The sequence below is a fragment of the Methyloversatilis discipulorum genome (assembly GCF_000385375.1).
GTDB lineage: Bacteria > Pseudomonadota > Gammaproteobacteria > Burkholderiales > Rhodocyclaceae > Methyloversatilis > Methyloversatilis discipulorum_A.
The window spans coordinates 3,801,079-3,821,024 of the sequence record NZ_ARVV01000001.1 but is presented as its reverse complement, the minus strand read 5'-3'; the positions used below and the strand labels follow the sequence as shown (position 1 = coordinate 3,821,024).

3 protein-coding genes are annotated in these 19,946 nt (G+C 67.7%); 1 reads left to right on the top strand and 2 read right to left on the bottom strand.

The features are described 5' to 3' along the window. Positions 1-39 precede the first annotated feature (39 nt). Positions 40-753, top strand: coding sequence for a DsbC family protein (locus METRZ18153_RS0117755; protein WP_020166010.1), 714 nt, complete (start codon positions 40-42; stop codon positions 751-753). 55 nt (positions 754-808) lie between these two features. Here METRZ18153_RS0117755 and METRZ18153_RS0117750 read toward each other — a convergent pair whose 3' ends face one another. After that, complete coding sequence (locus METRZ18153_RS0117750; protein ID WP_232416082.1) at positions 809-1,588, bottom strand: FecR family protein; 780 nt, start codon at positions 1,586-1,588, stop codon at positions 809-811. 11 nt (positions 1,589-1,599) lie between these two features. Then, on the bottom strand, positions 1,600-19,944 hold the full coding sequence (locus METRZ18153_RS0117745) for a filamentous hemagglutinin N-terminal domain-containing protein (protein ID WP_029143862.1): 18,345 nt from the start codon (positions 19,942-19,944) through the stop codon (positions 1,600-1,602). Positions 19,945-19,946 lie beyond the last annotated feature (2 nt).

Below are 19,946 nucleotides of genomic sequence, written 5' to 3'. Positions count from 1 at the left end.
ACCGGCGCGCAACGATGCGCGCCCTCACAAGGAAACTACATGTCCATCAAGCACACCGCAGCGCTGCTGTGCGCACTGGCTGCATCAACCGCCTGGGCGGGGCCGGAAGACACGATCAAGGCCGCAGTCGAGTCTACGCTGGGCGCCGGTGCCAAGGTCGAAGGCGTGACCAAGACGCCGTATCTGGGTCTGTATGAAGTGCGCGTCGGCGGAGAAATTCTCTACACCGACGAGAAGGCCAACTACCTCATCCTCGGCGAAATCCTCGACGCGAAGACGCGCCAGAACATCACCCAGGCCCGCGTGAACCAGCTGTCGGCGATCAACTTCGCCGAGCTGCCGCTGGACGTCGCGATCAAGCAGGTGCGCGGCAACGGCAAGCGCGTCATCGCCACTTTCGAAGACCCGAACTGCGGCTACTGCAAGAAGCTGGCGAAGGAACTGCTGACGCTGAACGACGTGACCGTCTACACCTTCCTGACGCCGGTGCTCGGCCCGGATTCGCAGAAGAAGTCGGAAGCGATCTGGTGTGCCGGTGACCGCCAGAAGGCGTGGAGCGACTGGATGACGGCCAATGTCGCGCCGGCCGCCGCAACGGCCGCGTGTGACACCGCCGGTCTGCAGAAGTCGGTTGCGCTGGGTGAAAAGTATCGCGTGCGCGGCACGCCGACCATCTTCCTCAGCAATGGCGAGCGCATTCCCGGCTATGTGCCGGTGGCGCAACTCGAAAAGCGCATGGCGGGTGTGAAGTAAGGTCCGTTTACGCGTGAAAGGGCGCCGCTGGCGTCCTTTCTTTCAGAAGTGCGCGTTACTGCACCGTGCAGGACGCGTCTGAATCGCTGCCCAGGCCAGTACTGCCATTCATCCCGGCCGGACCTGGACGGGCCGCGGTGGACGAGGGCAGCGACTCGTTCAGACCCGGATTTTCGGGCAGCGGCTGCGGCGCCGACTTGCTGCTCGACACGACGCCGGCCTGACCGACGTCGAAGGTCTTGCTGCCGGCGTCGTTCTTCACTTCGATACTGCCCTCCTCGACGTCGAACACCAGCGCCGGCTCGCCCGACTTGCCGTCCTTCGCTTCTTCGAGCGCCTTGAGACAGGCCGGATCGTCCTTCGTATTCTCGTCGCACAGCAGCATGCCGAAGCGCGTGCCGCGTATGCCTATGGTGGCGGTGACCGTGCTCGCGCGATAGCCCTCGCGGTTGCGTTTGCCGATCAGGCCGGTTACCGCACGCAGGCCGCCTTTCACCAGGCTGTACAGCAGGCTGTCCTTTTCCGGCTTCGCCTCGTCGAAGGCGTAGCCGTCGATCTTCACCTGGCTGCGTGGCTTCAGCGCGAGCGACGAGCCGTCACCGAATTCGATGCGCGCCACCGTGGTCTTTTCGGTGGTGATGACGTCGCCGCTGTAGATCGACGAATCGCGACCGAGGATGCGCGTTTTGTTGTCGGCCGTCTGCACGTACATCGTGCCGGACAGATAGCTCACGCGGCCGGCGGCCGGCGTCGGCGTGGTCTGCGCAGCCAGCGGCGCGGCGACGAATGCCGCTGCCAGCATGAGCATTCGGGGGTTGGGAATGCGGGCGTTCATTGACGGACTCCTTAACGGCACTGCAGGCGGCTGGCGCGGAAGTCGCGCAGCGGCTGGTCGAACTGCGGGCCCGACGCGGTGGCGATGTCGCTCAGTGCATCCACGCTCGCGACATTGATCGGCGCGCTGATTTGCGGCGGCGTCGACGGCAGCACGATGCGCGGCGGCTGGAACACTTCCGGCAGCAGCGTGGTGGCGATCACTTGCACCTGCGGCTGTGTCACGGCCGGTTCCGACGTGACGGCAAAACTGATGTTGAACACGGCAGTGCCGCTGCCCAGGCTCAGCGTGAAGCGGGCGCTGTCGGTGCCGTTGAAGCCAGCGTTCGCCGTATAGATCCAGCCGGCGGCTTCTCCACTGACCGTGCCGTTCTGCGGCAGACCGGTCAGCACGGCGCCCGAGCGCAGACTGAAGCTGAATGGCGTGCCGCCCTGCGCGGCGTAACTGCGGTTGATCACCGGCTGTGATGTCGGAGAGAAGCTCAGCGTGCCGGCGCCGCCGATGCGGTCGAAGATGTCCGGAGGCAGGTCGCCGCCCAGTTCCATCGTCGCGTCGGCACCGATGACGAAGCTGCCGGCACCGGTATTCGCGATGCCGCCAGTCAGGCCCAGATTGCCCGAACTGGCGCTGACTTCACCGAAGTTCGACAGCAGCACGCCGATGTTCGAGCTGCCACCACCCACCGTACCTTCGAGCGTGCCGCGGTTCACCAGACTGCCGCTGCCACCGACCGCGGCGTTGCTGCCCACGCCGAGCGACGCGCCGCTGGCGACGATGAGTTGCGCGCCGCTGCTCATGTTGAGCCGGGTGCCGGCATCGATCAGCCCGCTGTCGGCGATCGTCAGGCGTGCACCCGCGAGGTTGAGCGATGCGCCGTCCAGCAGCGCATCGCCATTGACGATCACACTGCGGCCGGCGCCGCCGATCGAACCCGAGGTCCAGACGAGGTTCTCGGCAACGGTCAGCGAGCCGGTGCCGCCGATGTTGCCGGCCAGATCAAGCGTGCCGAAGCTGGCGTTGCTGTTGAAATTGACCAGCGTATTGCCGCTGACGCGCGTGGTGCCGCCGACCGAATAGACGCCGTTGACGTTGAACAGGCCGCCGGAGAAAGCGGTGAATTCGACGTCGCCGCCACCGGTGATCGACGAACCCGGACCGAAGTCGCGGAAGGCGTCGCGGAAGCGCAGCGTGGCACCGGCGTTGACCGTGTAGTCGCCGCTGTCGGCGCCGGGACCGGACAGGTCGGTGTCGTGAGCGAGCACCGACAGCGTGCCGCTGCGCACCTGCACGTTGCCGTCGTTGGCGAAGATCATGCCGCCGCCGCTGCCGAACTCGACCGTGCGGTTGGCATCGACGACGATGCTGCCGGTATTGTTCAGCCGTGTCGTCGTCAGGTTGCCGCTGCTGCCCGGCAGCACGTTCAGCGTGCCGTTGTTGGTGAACAGATTTCCGGTCAGCGTGCCACCGGCGTAGTTCAGCGTACCGGCGTTGTTCAGTGCGGCGCCGAAGTTCAGCGTGCCCCCGGTCAACGACAAGGTGCCGCCATTCAGGATCGTGGTCGGCGCGTTCAGCGTGCCACCGGTCAGCGTCAGTGCGTTGGCGTCGCCTATGGTCAGACCGGCCAGCGTGAGGGCCGGGTTCGCGTTCAGCACGACGTCGGCGCCGCCGGCGAGGTTGATGAACACCAGATCGTTCAGGCCGGGCAACACGTCACCGGTCCAGTTGGCCGCATCCAGCCAGTTCGACGTGCCAGCCCCACCGTCCCAGCAGATGCCGATGGCGCAGTTGGTGAAGCCCAGGCGGACCGTCGACGCGGTCCGTGTCAGCGAATAGTTGCCGCTGGGTGCAGACAGCGCCAGCGACGACGCCTCCAGCGTGCCGCCGGCCGTCACCATCGCCAGCCCCATGCTCTGGGACGGTTGGGCGCCATTGATCGCCTGGATCGCCAGCACGCCGTCGAGCAATGTATTGCCCCGCACATCGAGTACGTCGTACTGGCCGGCGGCCGTGCCGGCGAATTCCGCTTCGATGCGGCCCAGCTCGTCCTGCTGCAGTCCGCCGATCACGGTCAGCGTGCCGACTGTGCCGGCGCCGCCCGGCTGCAGTACGCCCCGGTTGGTCAGCAGCGCACCGCCGAGGTCCAGCGTACCGTTGCCGGCGATGATGCCGCCGTTGCTCAGGGCCCCGGTAACGATGCGCGCCCCCGCTGCGATGTCCATCCGGCCGCTCAGTGTGGAGAGCGCGGACAGGTCGAGCGTGCCGCTGTCGGCGCGATAGCTCCCGCCCTGGTCGACCAGCCGGACGAAACTGGCGAAGCCGCTGCGACCCGTGCCGCTTGTCTTGGCAATTGTGCCGCTGTTGTTTAAGTTGCCGCCGGAGCCCGAGTTCTCGGTGATGTCGCCGTCGGTGGTGAAGTTGAAGCGACCGCTGTTGTTGAAGGTCGTGCTGTCGTTGATCAGCAGCTGGCGACCTTCGCTGGCGTAGTTCACGGTGCCCATGTTGTTGACGGTGACGCCGCTCAGCGTCAGGTGGCCGCCGTTGGTGTGCGCGCGCAGCGTGGCGATCGTGCCGGCCAGCAGATTCAGTTCGCCGCCACCGGATATGCTGGCGGCGCTGTCCCAGTTCATCGTGCCGGCGATGTCCAGCGCGCTGTTCCGGGCCAGGTTGAGCGTGCCGCCCGACAGATTCAATGCGCCCTGAATGCGGGCGCCGGACAGATTGACCGTCGCGCCGCCGAAGTTGGCGATGCCGTTCAGCGTGGCGCCGGTGGCGAAGGTGTGCGTGCCGGCGTTGAAGCGCACATTGCTGCCGACGATGTTGAAGACGCCGGCGTGGTTGCCGCCAGTCTGCAGCAGCAGGCTGCCGGTGCCCGAGTCGACCGTCCCGCCGTCGAGATTGTTGAAGCGGACGAAGCTGGCGAAACCACTGCTGCCCGAACCGCCGGTCTTGGCGAGCGTTCCGCTGTTGTTGAAATTGCCGCCGAAGCCCGAGTTTTCGGTGACGTCGCCGTCCGTCGTGAAGTTGAAGCGACCGCTGTTGTTGAAGGTCGTGCCGTCGTTGATCAGCAGCTGGCGACCTTCGCTGGCGTAGTTCACGGTGCCCATGTTGTTGACGGTGACGCCGCTGAGCGTCAGGTGACCACCGTTCGTGTGGGCGCGCAACGTGGTGCTGGATCCAGCCAGCAGATTCAGCGTGCCACCGCTGATCGTCGCACTGGCGTCCCAGCGCATCGCGCCATCGACGTTCAGTGCCGTGCCTGCCGCCTGGTTGATCGTGCCGCCTTGCAGATTGAGCTGACCGTCCACTGTGGCGCCGGACAGATTGACCGTCGCGCCACCGAAGTTGGCGATGCCGTTCAGCGTGGAGCCGGTGGCGAAGGTGTGCGCGCCGCCGTTGAACCGCACATTGCTGCCGACGATGTTGAAGGCGCCGGCATGATCGCCGCCGGTCTGCAGCAGCAGGCTGCCGGTACCCGAGTCGACCGTCCCGCCGTCGAGATTGTTGAAGCGGACGAAGCTGGTGAAAGCGCTGTTGCCGCTGCCGCCGGTCTTGGCGACGGTGCCGCTGTTGTTGAAGTTGCCGCCGAAGCCCGAGTTTTCGGTGACGTCGCCGTCCGTCGTGAAGTTGAAGCGACCGCTGTTGTTGAAGGTCGTGCCGTCGTTGATCAGCAGCTGGCGGCCTTCGCTGGCGTAATTCACCGTTCCCGCGTTGTTTATGGTGATGCCGCTGAGCGTCAGGTGGCCGCCGTTGGTGTTCGCGTTCAGTGTCGCGGTCGAACCGCCGAGCAGGTTGAGCGTGCCGCCGGCAAGCGTGGCGGCGCTGGTCCAGTTCAGCGCGCCGCCGAAATCGACGGCGACGTCGCTGCCGAGCGTGACACGCGCACCGCCACCGAGCGTGAGATTGCCGCCCAGAGTCGAATCGAGGCTGGCCAGCGTCAGCGACGCTCCGTTGATCGTCAGGTGGTTGCCGGCGCTCGTATTCAGGCCGGCGATGGTGTGCGAGCCGCTGTTCAGCAGCACGCTGCTGCCACCACCGAGCGCAATGAATACCAGATCGTTCACGCCGGGCAGCACGTCGCCGGTCCAGTTTGCCGCGTCGGTCCACAGATTGGTGCCGGCGCCGCCGTCCCAGCAGATGCCGCCGCACACGAGCGCGTTGTAGCTGAGACGGAGGGCATTGCCGGCAATCGAGGTCGCGTAGCCGGCGTCGGGCAGCGTCACCGTGGCGAAGCTGTTGCTCACGCCAGCGCCGGTGGTGATCAGGTCGATGGCCACGGTTTCGCGAACGTAGCCCGGCGCTTCCGATACGACCAGAGCACCGCCCAGCGTGGCGCTGCCGTTGACGGCCAGCTGGTCGTATTCGCCGGCTGCGTTGCCGCCGACGGCCATCAGCAACCGGCCGCCGCTGCCCTGCACGTAGTTGCCGGTCACCCGCATCGTGCCGTGCGTGTAGACGTTGTTGAACAGGTCGCCGACATGCAGCGTGCCGTCGTTGCGCAGCGTGTTGCCGGCACCGACGTCCAGCGTGCCGAAGCCTTCGAGCAGGCCGCTGGCGGCGTTGGTGAAGCCGCCAATGCGGCGCAGCGTCGCGCCGCTGTCGATGAAGGTGCTGCCATTGTGCGTGAGGCTGCCGCCGAACTCGAGCAGCGCGCCGGCGAACACGTCGATCTCACCGTTGTGCGTGAAACTGCCGCCGCCCGGGGCGCCCGCGTAGCCGATGCCGAAGCGCAGGCTGCCGCTGGCGACGTTGATCCGGCCGTTGTTGGTCACGACTGCGTAGTTCGCCGTGCCGCCGGGTATGCCGAGGGTGCCGATGCTCGTTTCGCCGCCGCCGCTCTTGTTGATCGTGCCGCTGGCAAGGTTGTTCAGCGTCAGCGTGCCGACGCCGACCGAGCGGTCGCCGAAGCTGTAGTTGCCGCTGATGGCGATCAGGCCGGCGTTGTCGACGCGGGCATTGCCGACGACGTCGATATGGCCTTCCTGCCAGGCCAGCGTGCCGAAGTTGCTGAGCGAACCGGCGCCGAAGCGCTTGTAGCTGGTGCCCTGCACGTCGTCGCTGCCGGTGGTGCTGAGGGTCAGCGTGGCGCCGTTGGCGATGACGAGGTTGCCGGTCAGCGTGCCGCGCGTCCAGCTGCTCTGTCCGGTGAGTGTGGCGCTGCCGCTGCCGGCGAAGGTGCCGCCGTTCCAGTTGTAGCGGCCGATGGCGGACGCCGCGTTCACCGTCAGCGTGCCGCCGGTCTGGGTCACCGTCGCGGCCTGGAAGCCCGCCTGTGCGGTGACCAGGCCGTTGCCCGCCAGTTCGAGATTGGCGATCGAGGTCGGCGCGGTCATCGTGAAGCGGGCCGCGTCCTGCACGCGCACGGTGAAGCTGCCGTCGGCAATCGCCGGTGCGGTCGACGCCGCGGTGGCCATCGCCGAGTCGATGAATTCGATGCGACCGCCGCCGTCGAACTGGCCGGTCGTGTCGAGCAGGTAGCTCGCGCTGCCGCCATAGCGCACGGTGGCACCGAGCGCGACGTCGATGACGCCGGCGTTGCTCGCGCCGCCGGTCAGCGTCATCGATCCGCTCGCGTTACGGACGGTCGCACCCTGGCGGACGTCGACGCGTCGGGTCGAACTGCGCGTGCCGGCTGCGTATTCGAAGGTCGACCCGGCAGCGAAGATGGAACTGCCGCTGCCGACCATGTCGCCACCGGTCCAGCTCGATCCGGCGCCGGTGAAGGTGACCGCGCCGCTGCCGCCGAAGCTGCCGGCGGACAGCAGCAGACGGGCGATCGAGGTCTGTGCGTTGGCGGTGAAGCTGCCGCCGCCGATGACCAGATCGCCGGCCAGCGCGGACGCCGCCTGTCCCGAGGTGCCGCCACTCAGCGTCAGGGCGCCGCCGCTCAGCGTGAGCGTGTTGCCGACTGTCGTCGTCAGCGACGCAATGGTGTGCGTGCCGCCGGTGAGCTGCACATTGACGCCGTTTTCGAGGTCGATGAACACCAGGTCGGTGGTGCCGGGCAGCAGATCGGTCGTCCAGTTCGCGGCGTCCGTCCACAGCAGTGTGCCGGCGCCGCCGTCCCAGCAGACGCCGCCGCAGATCGCGCCGGCATAGCTGAGCACGTGGCGGTTGCCGACCGTCAGCGTGCTGTAGCCGGAAGGCAGCGTGACGCTGGCGAAGCTGCCGCTCAGTGTGTTGGCGCTGACGATGTCGGTCTGCAGCGCTGCCGGCTGGTAGCCGGCCAGCTGGGTGACCGCCAGCGTGCCGCCCAGCGTGGCCGCGCCACTGACGATCAGCGCGTCCGTGCCGGCGCTGCCGCGCTCGATCTGCAGTGTGCCGTCGGCTCCCTGCACGTACTGCCCGGTGATGCGCAGCGTGCCGACGGTGTCCGCGCCGCCCGGCGCGACGACGCCTCGATTGAGCAGACCGGTGCTGCCGACGATCAGCGTGCCGTGGCCGGCGATGGTGCCGGTGCTGGTCAGTGCGCTGCCGCTGGTACTGAAGCTGGTGCCGGACAGCAGTTGCAGCACACCCGGGTTGTTCGTGAAACCGTCGGCCATGACAGCGCCCTGCGCCACGGTGAAGCTGCCGGTGTTGACGAAGCGGATCGGGCTCCAGAAATTGAAGGTGCCGTTGCCCTGCTTCACCAGCGTGCCGGCATTGACGAAGCTGCCGGCGCTGCCGCTCTGGTACCAGGCGCCGCCATTGGTGTTGCTGGCGGTATCGATGTAAAGCGTCGCGCCGGCGGCATTGGTGAAGGTGGCGTTACCGCCGAGATAGAAATAGCCGCCCGGCTTGTAGAGGCTGCTGTTGCCGGAGGCGTTGGTATGCACCATGGAGCGGCCGTTGAGACCGAACGAGTTGCCGCCGGAGAGCTGCAGCACGCCGCTCACGGTCAGCGTGCCACTGCCGCTGACATCGCCACCGGTCCATTCGTAGCGACCCGTCAGCGCGTTGTCGCCGCTGCCGGCGAGATAGCCGCCGCTCTGCCGCACGGTGATGCCGAGGTCAAGGCCGTCGGCCAGCATCAGCGTTCCGCCACTGATCATCAGCGGACCGCTGCCAGAGAAGGTCGCTGCCGCGGCCGCGTTGGCCGTTACCGTGGTTCCCGGGGCGGCGACGATTTCAAGGCTGCCGTTGGCGCCGATGACGTGCTGGCCTGCGAGCAGATGAGCCGGCGCGGTCGTGCTGATCACACCAAGCGTGACGCGCCCCTGTTCGATCTGCAGCGTACCGTTCTGCGTCAGCGCGGCCAGGCCGAAGCTGCCGAAGTCGAGGCGACCGCTGCCCGACTTGATCAGCGTGCCGGTATTCACGAAGCTTCCGGCGCTGCCGGAGTCGTGGTCGATGTACATGACGCTGCTGCTGCCGGCCACGTCCAGCCGCAGTACGCCGCTGTTACGGAACACGGCGCCGTTCTCGAGATTGAAGCCGCTGGCTGACGTGTTGGCGATGCGGCTGTCGCCGCTCACATTGACGTGGTCGAGCAGCGTGCCGTCGCGCAGATAGACCGTCGTGTTGCCGGTCTGCAGGAAGCGGCCGCGTTGCGTCAGCGTGCCGCCGCCGTTGATCGTGCCACCGGTCCAGCTCAGGTCGCCGGTCACCTCGGCGGCGTTGGCGCTGCCGATGGACAGCGTGCCGCTGCTCAGTTCGACGTCGGCGGCGACCGTCGTGCCATGACCCAGCACCAGCGTGCCGCCGCCGACGGCCAGAACGCCATTGCCATTGACGGCGAAGCCGCTGGCGGTGGTCGTGCTCCCGGCGCGCACCAGCACGCGTGCGCCGTCGGCGATGGCCATGCTGCCGCCGAGCGCGATCGACGTGCCACCGAACTCCACCGTGCCGGCGTTCACCGCGAAGCTGCCGCTCTGGTTGAAGGCGAGGGAGCCGTAACTGCCGAAGTCGACGCGACCGTCGCCGCTCTTGACCAGGGTGCCGGCGTTCTCGAAGCGACCGCCGCTGCCCGCGTCGTGGTCGATGTACATGATGCTGCCGGCACCGGCGGTATCCAGCGTGAGCACGCCGGTATTGCGGAATACGGCACCGTTCTCGACGTTGAAACCGCTGCTCGACGCGTTGGCAATGCGGCTGTCGCCGGCGGTGTTCGTGTGCAGCATCTGCAGGCCGTCGCGCAGATAGACCGTGGTGTTGCCGCTCTGGATGAATGCGCCATTCAGTGTCAGCGTACCCGCGGTGGCCAGATCGGCCGCCCGCACGGTGCCGCTGTTCCAGATGAAGTCGTCGTTCATCGTTGCCGAGCCGGTCAGTGACAGCGTGCCGGATGCCTGCGTATAGGCCACGTCGATGCGCGCGCCATCGGCCAGCGTCAACGTACCGGACTCGTGCAGCAACTGACCGTCACCGGAGAAACGTGCCGTGGCGCTGATCGTGCTGGTGTGCGAACCGGTGAGCTGCAGCGCGGTACCGTCCGCCAGAGCGGTGTTGCCGGACAGCAGATGGCCGCTGCCGCCCTGGACGATGATGCTGCCCTGCTGGAGGTTGAGCTGACCGGCCTGTTGCAGGCGGGTCGGGTTGTAGATGTAGAGGGCGCCGCTGCCGGTCTTGTTCAGCGTGCCCTGGTTGTGCAAGGTCCCGCCTGCGCCGCTGCTGTAATAGGTGCCGAAGTTGCCGCCGCTGGTATCCACCGTCAGCACGGCGCCTGCGGCATTGCGCAGTTCGCTGGTTCCGCTGAGGTAGAAATAGCCGCCCGTCTTGGCGATGCGGCTGTTGCCGCTGGCATTGGTGTGTACCAGCGTCGTGTCGTTCAGTCCGAAGGAGTTGCTGCCGCCGCCCACGTTCAGTACGCCACTCAGCGTGAAGGTGCCGCCGCCGCCGATGTTGCCGCCGGTCCAGTCAAAATCGCCGCTTGCTGCGGTCGAGCCGGCAACGTTCAGGGTGCCGCCGCTGAGCGCAACGTCGGAGCTCAGGCTGCTCAGGTTCAGGTTCAAGGTACCCGACACCACCTCGATCCGCGTCTGTCCCTGGTCGGCGTTCAGATTGGCGGTGTGGCCAGCCACTCGCAGCAGCGACGAAGGCAGCGCAAGTGCCGCGTTGTAGTTGACCGTGCCGCCGCGGATGTCGATCGCGTCGAACGCCAGCCCGGCGCCGGCGAAGGTGCTGGTGCCGTTGTTCTGCACGAAGCTTGCGATGTGACCGGCAGTGTTCGCGACGAACTGGCTGCTGCTGTTCAGCGTGATCAGATCAAGGTCGAGCGGCCCCTGTGCAGTGAGCCGGCTGCTGCCGTTGAGCGTCAGGCTGCCGGTGACGCGGGTGAGGCCGGCGACGGTGAGGGTGCCGCCGCTCATCGTCAGGTTCTCTTCCGACAGCAGCGAGCCGACGGACCAGTCGCCGCTCGATATCGTGATCGTCGGCGTCACGCCGACGCGGTCCGCGATGACGGTCTGTGTCGGGTCGTTGGGCGCCACGCCGAGTGACCAGTTGGTACCGGTGGCCCAGTCGCCACTTGCATTGCTGATCCACTCGTTGATGCCGGTCAGTGCCGAACCGACACCCAGCAGGAAATTGCCGTTGCCGTAGTAGCTGCCATAGCCGAAGCCGGCCGGCACGTCGAGCGATGCGAACTGCGAACTGCCGACGCGCGAGCCGAAACGCAGCACGCGGAACGCCTCAGTGCTGCCCGGGGTGAATCCATTCACGTGCGTGGCCTGCAGCGTACCTCCGAAGGTGAGGCCGCCCGAGACATCTACGGCACCGTACTCGCTGCCGCGCGTGCGCCCGCCAATGTCGATACGCAGCGTGCTGTCCTGCGTCAGCACCAGATTGCCGCTCAGGTTCAGCACGCCGCCCTCGGCGAATATCGTTCCGGTATTGGTCAGCGTGCGTCCGCTGGCGTCGAAGGTGCCGGCGCCGCGCAGCAGGCCCGTGCTGATGAAGCTGTCGCCCGCGTGGAAGCGACCGCCGGCCAGGCGCAGCGTGCCCGTGTTGGTCCACACGTCCGTGCTGGCCCAGCTGTTCAGCGAAATTTCCTTGCCGGCGGTGTTCGCGGAAATGGTGCCGGCGTTGGAGCCGTTGTTGCCGAAATAGATGTGGCCGCCGTTGGAGCCGGCGACGGTGACACCGGCGCCGATGGACAGCGAGTAGGAGCCGGAGCCATAGCCGAGGTAGTTCGCTGCGCGCACGGCGTTGTGCGACCCGCCGAAGAGGATGGAGCCGTTGCCACCGATGGACCAGGCACCCGAGGTGCCGCGCAGGAAGGTCGAGTTGCCGCTGGAGGCGAGAGTGACTTCGGCGTTGTCCAGCGTGAGTGCGCCGACGATGTTCAGGTCGCCGTTGTTGGCGATGGTCATGCGGCCGCTGTCGGCGACGCCGGCGACATTGGCGAGGGTGACGTTGGCAAGCGCCGCGCCGTTGCTGCCGCCGAAGGACGAACCGGAGAAGCCGGCGTAGCCGGTGTTGAGCGCGCCGCCGTCGGCGTTGTTGATGCGCACGACGCCACCGGAAATGGTGCCGCCGGAGGCGAGGGCGCCGGTCGCGCCGTTGAGCAGCAGAGTCGAGTTGGCGTTGTTGAGCGTGCCGACGAGGTTGAGCGCGCCGCGGTCGGCGTCGGCCGGGCGGACGAGGGTGTTGAAGGAGGCAGTATTGAAGGAGCCGCCGAGGAAGAGGATGCCGGAATCGAGCCTGAGGGTGCCGGAGCTGGACCAGGTGTCTGCGGTGGTGAGGATGCCGCCGTTGGCACGCAGGGTGCCGGAGTTGTTCCAGGTATCGGTGGTGGCCCAGCTCTGGACGAGGATTTCCTTGCCGGCGGTGTTCGCGGAAATGGTGCCGGCGTTGGAGCCGTTGTTGCCGAAATAGATGTGGCCGCCGTTGGAGCCGGCGACGGTGACGCCGGCGCCGATGGACAGCGAGTAGGAGCCGGAGCCATAGCCGAGGTAGTTCGCTGCGCGCACGGCGTTGTGTGACCCGCCGAAGAGGATGGAGCCGTTGCCACCGATGGACCATGCGCCCGAGGTGCCGCGCAGGAAGGTCGAGTTGCCGCTGGAGGCGAGAGTGACTTCGGCGTTGTCCAGCGTGAGTGCGCCGACGATGTTCAGGTCGCCGTTGTTGGCGATCAGTACCTTGCCGGCATCCGCAGCGCTGCCCAGTCGCGACAGCGTGACATTCGACAGCGTGCCGCCGGTCGCCCTCAGTTGCGATCCCAGCATCAGCTGCAGCGCACTCAGCGTGCCGCCGCTCATCGCGCTGCCGCTGCCGGCGGTGATCAGGCGGCCACCGGCAATGGTGCCGCCGCTCAGTGTCAGGGCGCCGGTTTCCAGCTGGGTGCCGATGTTCAGCGTGCCGCCCGACATGGTCAGGCGGCCGTTGATGACCGAGTCGTCGACCAGCGTCAGCGTGCTGCCGCTGATGACGATGTTCTCGTTCGAATAAAGACTGTTGACGACGAAGTTGCTGGCCGGCGAGGTGTTGCGCACGGTGACGGTCAGGTCGCCTGCCTGATCGATCACCACGTCGTTCTGTGCGCCCGGAATGAAGCCGCCAGCCCAGTTCGACGCGACGTCCCAGAAGCCGGAGGACTGCGCTATCCAGGTGCTGGCGATGCTGCCGGTGGCGAAGCTGATGGCGTTCGAGAAACTGGTGGCGGTGAGGCCCAGTGTGCCGCTGTCCACAGTGTCGAACGTGCCGCTGAGGCAGCCGTCGGCACCGCAGGACAGCACGGTGTAGCGATCCTGCGCGCCGAAGCTCAGGCCGTTGGCCGGTGCGAGGCGCAGGTCGCCGTCGAGTGCGGCGTTGCCGCTGACGACCAGGTGGTCCTGCTCGGCCGCGAGCGTGCCCAGCACGTCGGCCTCGATGACGCCGCTGGCGGTCTGGGCGTAGTGGCCGGTGAGGGTCAGCGTGCCGGCTGCGCCGTTGCCGCCCGGGCGCAGCGTGCCGGCGTTGGTCAGCGTGGCGCCGCCGAGATTGATCGTGCCGCTGCCCTGGACGACGCCGTCGTTCTGCAGCGCGCCGGCGATCAGCGTGGCACCGTTGAACACATCCAGCGTGCCGGCATTGACCGGGAAGGCGCTGGCGGTGAGCACGCCTTCCTCGACCCGCAGCGTGCCGCTGTTGGTCAGCGGCATCGCCAGCGTCACGGCCGCGGTGCCGGTCTTGCGCAGCAGGCCGGCGTTGTCGATGCGCCCGCTGCCACTGAAGGTGAAGCCGGTACCGCCAGCGATCTCGAACTCGCCGGACGCGAGTACGGACACGCGGCCGCCGTCCTGGATCTGCAGAGCGCTGGTAGCCGAGGTCGTCCGCGCGGTGCCGGCGATTTCCAGCGTTCGTGTCAGCGTCTTGGCGCTGGTGGTCAGGAAGCGACTGCTGCCATTCAGGCGCGTGACGCCGCCGCCGCCCATGCTGCCGCTGCTCCAGTCGAATCCGGTGTTCACGCTCAGTGTGCCGACACCATTGATCGATCCGGAGGTGAAGCTCAGCAGACCCGACCCGTTGATCGCGCTGTTGCCGCTGGTGCTCAGCGTCGCGCCGGACAGCTCGAACAGACCACTGCCGATGCTCGCCGATTCGCCGCTGTTCAGTGTCAGCAGGCCGGAGTCCGCCCGCACGCGTGCGCTGCCGGTGGACGAGAACACGGCGCCGGCGATGCTGCTGCCCGCCGTATTGCCGTAGATCGACAGCACGCCGCTGCCTGCGGTGAAATTGCCGCGCAGGTCGAGGTAGCGGATGTAGGCGACGCCGCTGCCGGCGGACTTCGATACGGTGCCGAGGGCGACGATGCCGCCGCTGCCGCCATTGCTGGTCGAGCGCTGTATCAGCACGTCGTCGCCGAGATTGAGCGTGTGGCCGGCGGCGATTTCGAGGGTTCGGTTGAGTGTGCGCGTCGCGTTGCCGCTCAGGCTGGCCGAGGTGGCCAGGCGCGTCGTGCCGCTGCCGGCCATGGTGCCGCCGGTCCAGTCGAAACCCGACGCGATGGTCAGCGTACCGGCACCGTCCAGCGTGCCCGCCACCTGGCGGAAGGTGCCACTGCCAACGATGGATGCGTTGCCTGCGGTGGACAGCGTGGCGCCGTGCAACTCGAGGCTGCCGGCGGAAACGGTGGCCACCTGACCGTTGGTCAGCGTGAACAGGCCCGAGTCGAGGCGCAGCGAACCGCTGCCGCTGGTCGAGAATGACGCGTTGCCGAGGCTGGTGCCCTGCGTGTTGCCGGTCAGCGACAGGATGCCGCTGCTGGCCGACAGATTGCCGCTGATGTCGAGGTAGTGCACATACGCGGTGCCGGTGCCGGCGGACTTCGTGAACAGGCCCAGCGCAACGATGCCGCCGCTGCCACCGTTGCTGGCCGAGCGCTGCAGCGTGACGCCGTCGCCGACGGCCAGCGTGCGGCCGGCCGCAATCTCCAGCGTGCGGTTGAGGATTCGTGTGCCGCTGCCGGACAGCGTCACGTCGCGCAGCAGGCGGGTGGTGCCGCTGCCGCTCATCGATCCGCCCCCAGTCCAGTCGAAGGCCGACGCGATCGACAGCACCGCGCTGCCGGCCAGCGTTCCGCCACCTGACAGCAGCAGGCGGCCGTCACCGGTGAAGGCGCTGTCGGTATCGACGCTCACCATGCCCGAATCGAGATGCAGCTGTCCTTCGCCATTGAGGTCGAAGCTGCCGGCCAGGCGGTTGCCGACATTGCCGTCGGCGCGTAGGGTCAGTTCGGTACCGGCGCCGAGCACGATATCGCCGTCGGCATCGGCGCTGAACAGTGCGCTGCCGCCGTTGCCCGACGCCAGATAGATGAGGCCGTTGCTGGCGGAAGTGCCCAGCGACCCGCCAGCGGCGACGTGCAGATGACCGCCATTGTTCAACTGCAGGTAATAGCCGCTGGTGTTGCCGAAGACCAGACTGCCGGTGACGTCGAGCCGGCGGCCGAGGTACTTGTAGGCACTGGTGTTGTCTATCGTGCCGTTGCCGCCGACGGTGGTCGTGCCGCTGCCGGTCATCGTGCCGCCAGCCCAGGTGAAGGCGCCACCGATGTCTACGTTGCCGCTGCCGCCGAGCGTGCCGCCTTCCATGCGGAAGGCGGAATCGATGGTCAGTGCGTGATTGGCGTTGAACGTGGCGCCGCCGCTGAGGCGCAGCCGGCCACTGCCGTCGAAGCGGGTTGTGGCACCGGTGCCGATCACGCCGGAATCGAGGTGCAGATCGCCGCTGCCGCCCAGTTCGAAGCTGCCGGCGATGCGGTTGCCGCTGTTGCCGTCACTGCGCAGCGTCATGTCGAAGCCGCTTGCCGCATCGAGGCGCGCGCCGTCGTCCGCGCTGAAGGTGGCGGTGCCGCCGCTGCCCGCCGCCATGTAGATCAGGCCGCTGGCAGCCGTGGTGAACAGGCGCCCGGTGGCCCCGAGGTGCAGCGTGCCGCCGTTGTTGATCTGCAGGTAGTAACCGCTGCTGTTGCCGAATTCCAGATTGCCGGCGATGACCAGGCGACGCGACAGATATTTGTAGGCCGAGGTGTTGTCGATGACCGCCGTGCCACTGACAGTGGTGGTGCCGCTGCCCGCCAGCGTGCCACCGGCCCAGGTCATCGGACCGCTGATCAGCAGATTGCCGCTTCCGCCCAGCGTGCCGCCCTCGAAGCGGAACTGCGTCGAAATGGTCGACGCGTGATCGATGCTCAAGGTCGTGCCACCGCTGATGCGCAGCAGGCCGGTGCCGCCGAAGCTGCTGGTGGCGGAGGTCGTGAATACGCCGGAATCGATGTGCAGCGCGCCGTCGCCATCGAGCACGAACTGCCCGCCCAGCGTGTTGCCGGCGTTGCCGTCGCTGCGCAGCGTGAGCGTGGTGCCGGTGCCGACCGTGATCGCGGAACCGGCGGCGGCAGAGAACGCCGCGTTGCCGCCGCTGCCTGCCTGCATGTAGATGAGGCCGCTGCTGCTGGTCGACAGCCGTCCGCCGGCCGCCAGATGCAGTGAGCCGCCGTTCTCGATGCGCAGGTCGTAGCCGGTCGAATTGCCAAAGGTGAGATTGCCGGACACTTCGATCCTGCGGCTTACGTACTTGTAGGCCGAGGTGTTGTCGATGACGGCGTCGCCGGTCAGGCGGGTGGTGCCGCTGCCGCCGAAGCGGCCGCCGCGCCAGTCGAAATCGCTGGCGATAATCAGCGTGCCGCTGCCGTTGATCGCCCCGCCGCCGCTCATGCGCAGCAGGCCGTCACCGCCGAAGGTCGCGTTGCCGTCGACATTGAAGGCGCCGCTGTCCAGGTGCAGCACGCCGGCGCCGTCGAGATCGAAGGAGCCTGACAGCTGGTTGCCACTGCTGCTGTCGCTGCGCAGCGTCAGCAGGGTGCCGTCAGCGACGTCGATGCGACCGCCGGCATCGGCGCTCAACGTAGCCGTGCCGCCGGTGCCGGCCTGCATGTAGATGAAGCCGTTCGTCGTGCCGGTGGCGAGCGTGCCGGTCGAACCGATGTGCAGACGCCCGCCGTTGCCGATGCGCAGGTCATAGCCGGTCGGGTTGTCCAGCGTCAGCCTGCCGTCGATGCGCAACGTGCGCTGCAGGTAGCGGTAGGCGCTGCTGTTATCGATCAGGCCATTGCTGCTCAGCACCGTGCTGCCGCTGCCGTCCATGCTGCCGCCACGCCAGTCGAACAGCGTACCGACCGTGAGTAGGTGGCTGCCGCCGATCACGCCGGAGTTCGCCAGACGCAGCGAGCCACTGCCGCTGATGGTCGTATCGGCACCGGTGTTTATCCGACCGGCCGCCAGCAGCAGCACGCCGTTGCCGGTGGTGGTGAAGCTGCCGGCGATGAGGTTGCCGGCGGCGCCGTCGGAAGACAGGTTGAACGTGCTGCCGTCGCCCAGACTCAGGCTGGCGCCGCTTTCCGCACTGAATGTGGCGGTGCCGGCCGACGCGGTCAGGCGCAGGAAGCCGTTGGCGCTGGCGGTACCGACGCTGCCGCCGGCACTGATGTTCAGTCGCCCGCCATCGCGCACGTACAGGTCGTAACCGGCGCTGTTCGCGAATTCGAGCTGGCCGGTCACGTCGAGCCGGCGATCGAGGTAGCGGTAGGCGGCGCTGTTGTCGATCAGGCCGCTGCCGGTCAGCGTCGTGGTGGCGCCGCTCAGCATCTGACCGCCTTGCCACAGCAGGTCGCCCAGCGTCAGCGCGGAATTGCCGCCGAGGTTGGCGGCCAGCGTCAGGCGTCCGCTGATCGACGATGCGGCGCCATTGAAGGTGAGCGTGCCCGATGACGCGCTGTAGTCGCCGTCGATGTGCGTGCCGTCGGCCGCGTTGAAGGTAACGCCGCCAGTGACAGTGCCCGCTTCGATTTCGATGCCGGCGCCCGAGTTGTAGCTGCTGCCGCGCAGGTCCACGGTCGAACTGCTGCCGGCGCGGATCAGGATGCCGCCGCCTGCCGCCTGCAGCACCGGCAGGATGATGTCGGCGCGCTGGTCGCCGACGGCGCTGCCATTGCTGTAGCCGGTCTGCATCGTGATGCTGCCGTCGCCCTGGGTGACGATGCGCAGGCCTGCGCCATGCCAGCCGCCGGTGACCAGGTCGATGCCGGCACTGGCGCCGCCTTCTCCCGCGCCGAGGTTGCGCGTTTCGATCAGCAGACTGCTGCCTTCGGCCAGCGTGAGCTGGCCCGCCGTTTCGCCGGCGGCATTGCCGCTGCCGGTGTAGCTGAACTGCGAGGTGCCCACCGTCACCGAACGTTGAGCGCGCAGGATGATGTCGGTGGTCTTGCTCTGTTCCTCGATTTCGCTTTCGTAGATTACCGTCGGGCCCAGCGCCTCGGCGGTGAGGGTGCCTGGCGCGCCGCCGTTGAAGGTCAGGCTGCCATCGTTCGATCCGTCGCCGCTGCCACCCTGGATCACCATCGCCAGCGGGTCGAGCAGCAGCACGCCGTTGCGGCCGCGTGCCGCCGAGGTGTCGGTGCGCCCGCGATAGAGCAGGGCGACCTTGCCCGACACCTCGACCTGGCCGCCATTGCCGCCGCGCTCGCCGCCGCGCGCCCAGATGTTGCCGTGGAAGGCGGTGGCCTGGTCGGCCCACACGACCACCTTGCCGCCATCGCCCTCGAACAGCGCGTCGGCCAGCAGGCGGGCGCCGCTGCCTATCCAGCTCACCTGGGCATTGCGTACCTGCGGATTGGCGCCCTGCCAGTCGCCGCCAACCAGCACCGAGCCGCCGCCGGTGTCGCCGGAGGCGTCCAGCGTGGCCGTGCCACCGACCAGCACGGTGTCGGCGGTGACTTCGATGTGGCCGCCCTTGCCGGCGGCTTCGCTCGTCGTCGCGACGGGCGCCGGGCCGGACCCGGTCGCGGGCAGTTCGATGTCCTCGGCCGTGCTTGCCGGGGCCGGTGCAGGAGCGGCAGCAACTGGCAGCGTGCCTGTGGCGCGCAGCGTGCCGTCGACGCTCGCCTTCTGCGTGGCCGCGATGTCGATGCGGCCGCCCTGGGTGCCGCTGGCCTCGACCAGGGCGCCGGCCTCGATCTTCACCTCCGGTGCGGCGATATCGATGTCGCCGCCAGCACCGTCGGCGGTCTTTGCTGTCGTTTCCGACTGTGCGGTCAGCGTGACCGACTTCGACCCGCGCAGCACGATGCGGCCGTCGGCGGTGCGGTGCGCACCGGTGGCGCTGATCTTGCCGGCCTGCGTCAGCGCCGCACCGAACATGCCGACGTTGCCGCCACGGGCGATCAGCTGACCGAGGTTGATCGCCTCGCCGCCCGCCTCGACCCGCACCCGCAGTGCGGGCTGATGCGGGTCGGCGATTTCTACGCTCTTGCCGGCGGCGAGCACGATGTCGCCGTTGTCGGCAGTGATCAGGCCGGTGTTCTCGATGTCGGTGGCGATCAGCAGCAACGGGCCGCCGGTGGTCTTCAGCGTGCCTTCGTTGCGCAGCTTGCCGGCCGCGCCTTCGGCGTTGAACTTCAGGCGCCCGGCGGTGAAGTCCTCGTTGCTGATGTTCAGCGTTGAGGCGACCAGCCCTGCGGTGTCGACCTTGGCGCCGGCGCCGAACAGCACGCCGTTCGGGTTGATCAGGAACACGCGCCCGTTGGCGATCAGGTTGCCCAGTATCTGCGACGGATCCTGCCCGACCACGCGGTTGAGTACGGTGGCGGTCGAGTGCGGCTGGATGAAGCGGGTGGTTTCACCCGGCTGGATGGAGAACTGCTTCCAGTTGATGATGGCGCGGTCGCTGGCCGTGATGTTCAGCGTGCTGCCCTGGGCCTGGATGCCGACCTGGCCCTGCACGATCTGGTGCCCGGTCGGATTGGCGATGACCAGGCCGGGCAGCGCTGCCGCCATGGCCGCAACCAGTCGGCGCAGCGCGCGACCGCCACTGTTCTTGCCGCGCGCACAGGTCTCTTCCGGTACCGGCACATAGCTGCGGTGTTCGTCGGAGAAAACCAGTCTGTAGCGACCCTTGTTCATTT

What these genes read in the sequence shown, in the direction of transcription:
- METRZ18153_RS0117755 (WP_020166010.1), top strand. Translation starts at nt 40, where the DNA reads ATGTCCATCAAGCACACCGCAGCGCTGCTGTGCGCACTGGCTGCATCA.
- METRZ18153_RS0117750 (WP_232416082.1), bottom strand. Translation starts at nt 1,588, where the DNA reads ATGAACGCCCGCATTCCCAACCCCCGAATGCTCATGCTGGCAGCGGCA.
- METRZ18153_RS0117745 (WP_029143862.1), bottom strand. Translation starts at nt 19,944, where the DNA reads ATGAACAAGGGTCGCTACAGACTGGTTTTCTCCGACGAACACCGCAGC.